At 57.7% G+C, this 8953-nt stretch carries 4 protein-coding genes; 1 reads left to right on the top strand and 3 read right to left on the bottom strand.

The annotated features are described in order from the left end of the window. The first annotated feature begins 3 nt into the window (after positions 1 to 3). Positions 4 to 432 carry a GNAT family N-acetyltransferase gene (locus Q0775_RS08445; protein ID WP_298859216.1) on the top strand — a complete coding sequence of 143 codons (429 nt, stop codon included), beginning with the start codon at positions 4 to 6 and terminating at the stop codon, positions 430 to 432. Here Q0775_RS08445 and Q0775_RS08440 read toward each other — a convergent pair. The 3 genes from Q0775_RS08440 to Q0775_RS08430 are packed head-to-tail and all read right to left on the bottom strand — an operon-like array spanning position 429 to position 8818. Next, the gene (locus Q0775_RS08440; protein WP_298859215.1) at positions 429 to 1340 is read right to left on the bottom strand and encodes an AEC family transporter; all 912 of its coding nucleotides are present in this window, start codon (positions 1338 to 1340) and stop codon (positions 429 to 431) included. The genes Q0775_RS08445 and Q0775_RS08440 overlap by 4 nt on opposite strands. 27 nt (positions 1341 to 1367) lie before the next feature. Further along, the gene (pbpC, locus tag Q0775_RS08435; protein WP_298859213.1) at positions 1368 to 3401 is read right to left on the bottom strand and encodes a penicillin-binding protein 1C; all 2034 of its coding nucleotides are present in this window, start codon (positions 3399 to 3401) and stop codon (positions 1368 to 1370) included. After that, positions 3398 to 8818 (bottom strand): alpha-2-macroglobulin, encoded by a 5421-nt coding sequence (locus tag Q0775_RS08430; protein WP_298859211.1) that lies wholly within the window; start codon positions 8816 to 8818, stop codon positions 3398 to 3400. The genes pbpC and Q0775_RS08430 overlap by 4 nt, the downstream gene beginning before the upstream one ends. Positions 8819 to 8953: the final 135 nt, after the last annotated feature.

Raw genomic sequence — 8953 nt, 5'->3', positions numbered from 1 at the left:
ACAATGTTGATCCGCGATTTGCGCAGTGAAGATTTTGACGATGCCCTTAGGCTCTACCGCATCCTTACCCGCGATCCGGTGCCGGTCGCTGACGACCCTGATGCTTTTGACGCGGTGCTACGCCACAACGGCACCACGATCATCAGGATGGAGCATGACGAACAGATCATCGCGATGACGACGCTTCATCTGCTTCCCAACATGACATCAGGAGGCAGGCCCTATGCTTTGATCGAGAATGTCGTGACTGACCCTGATTACCGCAATAGGGGCGTTGGGCGGACCGTCCTTCAGGCCTGTATTGACCGTGCAAAATCCGCGAACGGGTATAAAATCATGCTGCTCACAGGAGAGGCCCGAGGCGTGCGCGGGTTCTATGAGAAGCTGGGGTTTTTAGGACATGAAAAGCATGGGCTTGTCCTGAGGTTCTAAAGCAGGAGATGCGCCCAGATGGGCAGCACCAGCAACGACAATACCACCTGCCATGTCATAATATCCGCATAAAGATCAGCGTCGCCACCCATCTGCTTGGCCACAATATACCCATTCGAAGCGGCAGGCGCGGCAAAGACCAGAACCCCAGCAAAAACCTGTACCGCTGGAAGCCCCATCCAAAGACTGAACATCACAAAGATGCTTGAGGCCGCAATGGGCCGCATCACCACACCCAGACACACCCGCCAATCCAGCCGCGTCAATCTGCGCAGGCTGATACCTGCGCCAACTGCCATCAGGCCAACGCCCAAAGCACCACGCCCAATCATATCAAGCGCTTCAATCACAGGGACAGGCAGGGACATCCCGCTAAAGTTCAACGTCAGGCCAATGACGCAAGCCTGCACCAACGGGTTGCGCACTAGTGTGTTCATTACTTTTGAGACACTCGCCTTTGACGGACCAAAGGCGGCCAGAACGACAATACACGTGATGTTGATCATCGGGATCAGCACAGCAATCGCGACAGCCAACACCGCCAGACCGTCATCCAAAAACTGTTCCGCAGCGGCGAGGGCGACAAAGGCATTCCAACGGACACCCCCCTGAAACAGCGATGTGAAAGCAGGGTTGTCCAACACTGTTTGCGACAACAACCTGAGGGAAAGCAACAATATGGTAATGACTAGCAATGTCCCGACAAGCGCCAAACCAAAGCCGCCAAACCGTTCCATCGACAAGTCGGATCGCGCAATGGCAAGGATGAGGGTCGCGGGGATCAACCCTCTGAAGGATAGTGTCTCAATCGCGGCCCATCCAGCACGCGGAATGATCAACGATTTGGCAAGCCCGTAACCAGCGGCAAGGATCAACAGCAGGGGAAGGACTGATAAAGCAAGAGACATGATTGTGCAGTGCCACCCGCCTAACGCTTAGTCCAGACGAATTTCCACACTGTCACTGCGCCCCCGCGCATCCACAACGGAGATACGGGTGAAGCCTGCCTGCTCAAGCGGCAAAACCACATCGCGGCTGCGCAGTTCGGTCATAACAGGAAAGCCGTCCACCAAAATAGTCAACGGGAATACCCCTTGGCGCAATTTGAGCGGTACCCCGAAACCGTTTTCTCTCAGGACGGCACCGTCGGGAGGAAAGGTCACAACAGGGCTGTTCGGGTCAGCAACAAACGCCGAATTTCGGCTCTTAAACGTACGGAGCCGTTGGGGCAAATGCGCTGTGCCGAGGATCAAGGCATCCGCAGGGGGCGACGATAAAGGGACACGAAACGCCCCAATACGGCCAAAAGCCTCAAAAAGGATCGGTGCCGCCAATGCACCCCCGAACGCCCCCGGAACGGGGGTGCCATCAGGACGTCCGAGCCAAACACCGACCACGTGCTGGCCGTCAAACCCGATCGCCCATGCATCACGGTGCCCGTAAGAAGTGCCCGTCTTATATGCAATCTGCCCGATAGCATCCCCACTCCCCTGCGGAGGTGCGATACCAGATAGGATATGCGTGACCTGCCAAGCTGCTACCGGCGACATGAACCGCTTGGGCAAGCCGCCCTTATCCTGCTTTTTTACTTGCAAAGGAACGGTACGGCCCCCTTGTGCAATCCCTGCATAGAGCTGGACAAGATCGGTCAAAGTCATCCCTACACCACCAAGAACGACAGCAAGGCCAGCCTCTCCCGCCGGCAATTGCGGCTGTGTGCCAGCGCGGCGCAGACCCGACATCAATCGCCCAGCACCCAACTCATGGGTGAGCAGGATAGGCGGGATGTTCAGGGAGAGTGTAAGGGCGTCCCGCACAGTGAGCATCCCACGGAATTGCCCGTCAAAATTCTGTGGCGCATAGCTGCCAAAGACAACAGGCGCATCGTTAATCAGCGTGTCGGGATGCACAAGCCCCTCATCAAACGCAAGGCCGTAAACAAGCGGTTTTAGCGTAGATCCGGGTGAGCGAAGCGCCGCGGTCATATCGACAAACCCGAGTGCGCCTTCGGCACCGGTAAAGGCGGGCGATCCCACATGTGCAATAATCTCGCCGCTCTGATGATCTGCAACCAATATCGCCGCCGAGACACTTTCCGCCTGACCCGCAACAGCGCGGCGTGCCAAGGCTTCGATCTTGCGCTGCAATTGCACACGAAGAGTTGTGTCATGGCGCAATTGAGCAGGCGATTCGCGCCGCAATGCTGCGGCCAGATGCGGGGCATGCTGCGGCAAAGGGCGTATCCCGCGTGGCACATCGGATTGGTTCAAATCAGGCGGCAGATCAAGCCGCACCAGAACCCGCGCTCGTGCGGCGTGCGCCGTTTGAGGATGGCGGTCAGGGCGTCGTGCCTCGGGGGATTGTGGAAGGGCGATCAGCAAAGCGGCTTGCGCCTGCGTGAGGCGCAATGGCTCTTTTCCGAACCACGCATAGCTGGCGGCGCGGATCCCCTCAATGGAACCGCCATAAGGTGCATGATGCAGATACAAGGTCAGGATGTCCTCTTTGCTCAGGCGCCGCTCCAACGCGAGTGCCACACGGATTTGCCGCAGCTTTCCCGCAGGGCTACCTGTGCCGGAGTTCTCCAGCAAACGCGCAACTTGCATGGTGAGCGTCGATGCCCCCGAGACGACTTCGCCATGCCAAACTGCTTGCCCTATCGCCCGCACCATGGCACGCAGATCGACACCTTTGTGATCAAAGAACCGCTTGTCCTCATAGGCGATCAGCATTGCAATGAACTGTGGATCGACCTGTTCCAGCTCTACACCAAGGCGCATGCGGCCGTTCTCAACCGCGAAGGCGCGTAGCAACGTGCCGTCATGCGCACGCACCTCCGCTCCTACCTCCAACAGGACGGGCGGAAGCTCTGTCTGCGCAACCCACTGCTCAAACTTGTCATGGATCAAAAGAGCGATGCCAAGAGCAACCGCCAATACCGCCAGCGTGGTGATGGCGCCGCGTCTCATTCTGTGACGGTCAGCCGTGATGTCGCGGTATTTGCGCGGTACTCTGGGCGGTACATGTCGGTCACTAAAGCAGCGGGATGATGATATGCTCCGGGACTTACTGCACGCACGACATAGGCAAGTTGGAAACGACCCGCGCCCTCATGGACCACCGCTGCCAAAAAGCGGTCACTGCGGAACTCAACATTCTGGGGTTGTGCAACCTCAAGCCAGTCGAGGGATTTCACCGCACCACTGCGCAACAGGTTGGGGTTATCGATCTCAAAGCCGCCAGGCAGCGGATCATCAATCATCAACCGCGCCCCGATCTTCTCGAATGATTGCACGTCCAGAACAGCAACAAGCCGTGTGCCTGTCGCGACAGGACCAGCAACCTCCTGCCCCTCCATCGTGAAATACCGCCGCGTGAGGGAGTAGCCGTAACCACCCGCCGCAGGTGCGACCTCTGGCACGCCGAATGTGGTGAGCGTCACGGCCGTTGGCTTTGATGCTGTGTTGCGGATGACCTGTGTCACGGGATTACGGTCACTGATCTGCCGCACGACATTGCCGCGCAGGGTTTCGCCGTCAACCTCAACTGTCCCCCCCGCTTGGGACGTGCCAAGCGCATGTGCGGCCAAGACTACTTGGGCTGCCTCTTGGGTCGACAAGTTGCGGTCCTGCGTCCACACCGATTGCGTCAAACTGGTGAGATTTATCACGTTGCTGCCTGCCTCTGCCGCTAGGGAAAGAACAGCAGCACGGTCACGCAATCCACTGCCAAAATCATCGCGCCACCTGTTCCGATCAGGCGCGTTCAGCAACAAGGCACCTGCACGGGTAAACATCAAATCGGCACGCGCTGGATCACCGTAGGCGGCAAGTGCAGCCCCAAGCTGGGCCGCTGCCATCGGTGTGGCAAATGCACCCGCTTTAGTATCTGCATAATAGCGCAAATCACCCATTTGGGCAGCACCCGCACGGGCAAGAACCAGCAAGGCATAGGCAATATCCTCACCGCCTGTGTCAAAGTCGGGGGCAAAGTTGATGCGGTTTCGCAAGTTGTCCAGCGCCAAAGACAATGCCCGCGCGGGAACGGCATGCCCTTGCGTTTGCGCCTGCCACAAGAAATCACTGACATACGCATCCAGCCAGAAGGCACCCGTATCCGCACGCCACATCCCAAAAGCGCCATTTGAGGACTGCCGTGCCAGAACACGGTCGATGGATTGGGAAATCTTCGCTTCAATCTCGGACGGTGTTCCTACCCCTGCGTCCTGCGCAAGGCGGCTCATATACAGCAACGGCAGCGCGCCCGATGTAACCTGTTCGGTACAACCGTAAGGATAGCGATCCAACTGTCGCAACAAGCCTGGCACATCAAAGCGGGCAAGCCCCCCGACATTCAAAGTTGCGCGGCCTGTCCCTGCGCGAAGGCCGGTGAGAACGGCTCCGTCAAAGGTAAACGCTTCACCTGCGCCGAGCGTAAATTGGCGTGTGACTGCCACTTCGGGATCATTGATCCGCACAGGCATCTGCAAAACGCGGCGCAAGGTATCGCCCTGAGGTGTTGTAAGGACAACAGTGATTTCATGATCCCCAATCTCGCGTGCCGATATCTCCAAGGGCAAACGCAGTGTGCTGCCTTCTGTGATATTCACCTGTACTGGCACTTGCCCCATCGCGATACCCGCATCAGCAAATACGTCCAAATCCATCACCCCGCCTTGACCACTGGCATGCGTCATTTCCAGTAGCAAGCGGCTGTTATCTTGAGGGGCCAGAAGGCGCGGCAAGCTAGCGGTGATCACGACAGGATCGCGGGCGACAACGTCACTTGTCGCATTGCCCACTGCCGTCTCGGACCACGCCACCGCCATCAAACGGATAGTTCCGTTAAACGCGGGGCGCGTCACTTCGATCACTGCACGCCCGTCAGCGCCCACAACAACTGGACCGCTGAAAAATGCCATCAATGCTTCGGTTGGCGGTGGCGATTGAAGCTGGGCTGTAGCAGCCGCATCCCCGCCAGACCGGATTGCCCCCATCGTGCCGCTGAGGCCATCAATCAACCGCCCGTATACGTCACGCATCCCAACGCCCAAGCGGCGCTGGCCGAAATAATGTTCCGAGGGATCAGGCGCGTCAAAATCGGTGAGGTTTAGGATACCCACATCAATCGCCGCAAGCGTCACATAGGCTGTCTCACCTGCTGCGATCCCGTCAACTTTTACAGGCACACCGAACGTTCCGGCCTGTCCACTCACCTCGGACACAGCACCCAAGGTAACACCAAGCTGTCTGGCCTCTGGCAAGATCGCGGCATGGACCAGCCCGAGGCTGCGCGCGGGGTTAAGGCCAGCATCAACATCCATCGGCCTGACAACTGAAGCCGCGACATAAGCGCTGTTGCCCCACTCTTGCGTGACAGGCAATGCGATGAGGTTCTCACCTTTTTGTACCGCGACGCTTTGCTGATCGATCACACGGTTAGACAAGACCGATACCAAAGCAACGCCATCAAACGGAGCGACGATCCGAAACTGCGCAGTATCCCCCACCACATAGCGAACACTGTCCAAAGAAACTGCAAGGAAATCAGGTGTCGCAGAAGCATCGCCGCCTCCGTACCATCCTGAAGCCAACAATACCGAAGAAGCCGCATAGGGCGCGGCAAGCTGCTCTATCACTAACTCGTACTGGCCCCATTGCGTTGGTTGCGTGAGGGGGGTTGGCGAAGGGCTCAGCTTTACGTCACCAGTCCCCACACGGATGCGGCGGGTGATAGGCTCCCACGCCCAGCTGCCGCCATTTTGATACCACTGATATCGGGTCTCAACCTTGTTAAAGGTCCAGCGAACAGGCATCTCGCCCTCGGTGGAGATCACGTCAAATTGTGCGTCGGCCCCTTCGGACAACACATCGTCAAATTTGGGTTTAATCCCGATGAGCGCACCTTCGGGCGATAGTGCTTTTGTCATCCGACGCTCGACAGGGCGCCCCGACCCTTCTGCTACCCGCGTTGTAATAGCGAGTTCGAGGGGTTGGCTTGGCACTTCGTCAATCTGCGGCAGGGTCAAAGGCAGCGTTACCACTCCCCGCGCGTCGGTACGGGCAGGGTCAAAATACGCAGTTCGCGCATCGAACCGCGCATCATGAAGGCCGAAAAAATATCCGCTGTGCGCCGCAAGGCTTCGGGTCGTACGCAGCCGCACCTCTCCTTCCACGGCCAAATCACCAGCAGGTGCGCCAAACAAATACCGCGCTTCAATTTGAAGGGTCGGCGTATCGCCCAGCGCAATGGGTCTATCTTCAAGCTTCATGTCAAACTCAATCCTGTCAGGAAGAAAATCCTCGACAAGCACAGTTTGAGAAGCAAGTGGCCCCTGTGCAGGATCGGAAATAATGTCCAAACGCCACGCCCCGCGCGGCGCTTGCGACCCAACAGGCAGAGCAAAGACATGGCCACCTGCCATCGCGTTCGCTGTAAGGGTCCTGCTATATTCCGCGCCGTCAGGACGGATCAGCACCGCCACCAAGGGCAAGCCATTGATCGCGCGGCCCTGTTCATCACGCGTCAGAACCGTTGCGAAGATTGTCTCACCGACGCGGTAGGCACCTCGGTCCGTCGTCAGAAAAGCATCAATCGTAGGTGCTGGCGGCAGCCCCTCAACACCGCGATCCGACAGGTCAAATGCCGGATCGGTAAGCGACAGAAATGCGACGTCGCCAGAGGCGTCCTGCGCCATAAGCAATGCAGGCGCACTTGCGCCACTGCCACGGGTTAGGCCACTTGCAAACTGCGCGCGACCCTGCGCGTCGGTAACAGCTTCACCCAGCACCGCATTTGCACGAGAGAGCAAGGTTAGCGTCACATCCTCGCGTGCAACTGCATCGCCCAACCCTAAAACTGTCACAGACAACCCATCGATCCCCGACATCGTGGTCAGGCCCAGATCGGTCAGAATAAACCACTGTGTAGCTGAGGGGGTCTCGTAGGGGTCAGCCCCTTTTATCGCAGCCGTTAGCGCATAGATGCCTGCGGGCTGATCGGTCAATGCCTCACTCAAGGGTAGCCGCGTGGTCATCGCCGTGTTGAGTGTGTTTTGCACAACACCCGCGCCCTCCCAAACATCCTGCGCGATAGTGGAGGAGAAGGCATCCTCTTCATATTTGCTCAACGGTTTACCGAAATAGCTGTCCTGCATGGCGCGCAGCAAATTTCGGTCACTGACGCGCCGCAGCTTCAACGTCACTGTATCCGTGTTAACAGTCTCTACAGGCAAAGCAGCATTAGCCCCACGCGGCAGGACATAGGCACGGCCCGCAAACCGCACAGCGGGGTCACGGTCGCGGACATATTGAACCACAGTCACATCTTTATGCAGGACTTCACCACTTGCCGCAGGCAGGCCCGCCCGAAAATTCGCGGTGTAACGGGTGCCAAAGGTGACACCGTCAATGCAAAGTGTTTGACTATCGGCCTCTACAACCAGCTTGGGATCATCCAGCCGCACAAAAGTAGCGTAGTCTATTCCGGTCTCAACTAGCTTTTCCGAAAACTCGGCACATATCCGTGGCCGCGCGGTGTTGTTATCAACACGTGTGTTTGTGATGCGAAAACCGTATTTTCCGATCGCTTGATCCAATGCGGCTTCAAACTCTGCACGCGGCTCGAGTGTTGCAGCGATGCGGAGCGGACCAATCATATCCCGCCCACGGCGGTTGACCTCAAGGGCGCGGGCAAGCAAATCCAATGCGGTCACTCGCGCATCTGTCGTCTCTGCGCGCAGATAAGCGTTGATTGCGGCGGGTACTGCCTCATTGGACAAGCGGCGGGCAAGATCGCGCGATGTGTCCCCTCGCGGACGCAGGCCAAGCCATGCCATACGCGCCCATAATTCGCTCCGATCTGTCAGGGCAACCGCTTGTCCTGCCCAGCGTGCAGCAGCCGCAACATCGCCTCGCCCGATCGCTGCATCCATTGCAGCAACCAGATCAGGGGCATAGTCGCCGTCTATCGGGTGACGCTCGGCATTCAGACGCACAAGATTTGTTGCCGCTTCAAAATCCTGTTTTCCCAAGAACTCAAGCTCGCGCTTTCGTGCCAGTGCCAAGGTGTGCGCCTGCGGGCTTGTTAAAAGTTTGCGTGCTGAAACCGCCCCTGCAAAAAATTGTTCTTCAGTCACGTCGGATTTAGGGAAACATGCATTGGAACGCGTGTTAAATGTGAAAGCAGTGCAGGCTGCTTGGGCCGCACACGCACGTGCGCAAGCGTCCTTTGTTGTCTCGAACAGAGGCCCGAGGTCCGCACCATAAAAATCAGCATCGTTGCTGTAGACATAGCGGTGCTCGGGAAGGGCCTGCTGCGCCACAGCACCAAAGGATCCAACAACCAGCCAAGTCACCACACCCACAACCTGCATCAAAATACGCATGACAGAATCCTCTGTTGTTTAATGACCCCAGCGTGCCATGCCCCCATACACGCAGGCAAGGTTGTTGGTTTTTAAGATGATCTTTACCCGCCATGCGGCAAAAGAAGGCCTGCACAGTACGATCAATGAGGAACG

This window comes from uncultured Sulfitobacter sp., assembly GCF_947499945.1.
Lineage (GTDB): Bacteria > Pseudomonadota > Alphaproteobacteria > Rhodobacterales > Rhodobacteraceae > Sulfitobacter.
The sequence above is the reverse complement of the archived record's forward strand: the minus strand, read 5'-3'. Positions and strand labels throughout refer to the sequence as shown.

Excerpts from the sequence above, each read along its gene's own strand:
- Q0775_RS08445 (WP_298859216.1), top strand. The coding sequence starts at position 4 with ATGTTGATCCGCGATTTGCGCAGTGAAGATTTTGACGATGCCCTTAGG.
- Q0775_RS08440 (WP_298859215.1), bottom strand. The coding sequence starts at position 1,340 with ATGTCTCTTGCTTTATCAGTCCTTCCCCTGCTGTTGATCCTTGCCGCT.
- pbpC (WP_298859213.1), bottom strand. The coding sequence starts at position 3,401 with ATGAGACGCGGCGCCATCACCACGCTGGCGGTATTGGCGGTTGCTCTT.
- Q0775_RS08430 (WP_298859211.1), bottom strand. The coding sequence starts at position 8,818 with ATGCGTATTTTGATGCAGGTTGTGGGTGTGGTGACTTGGCTGGTTGTT.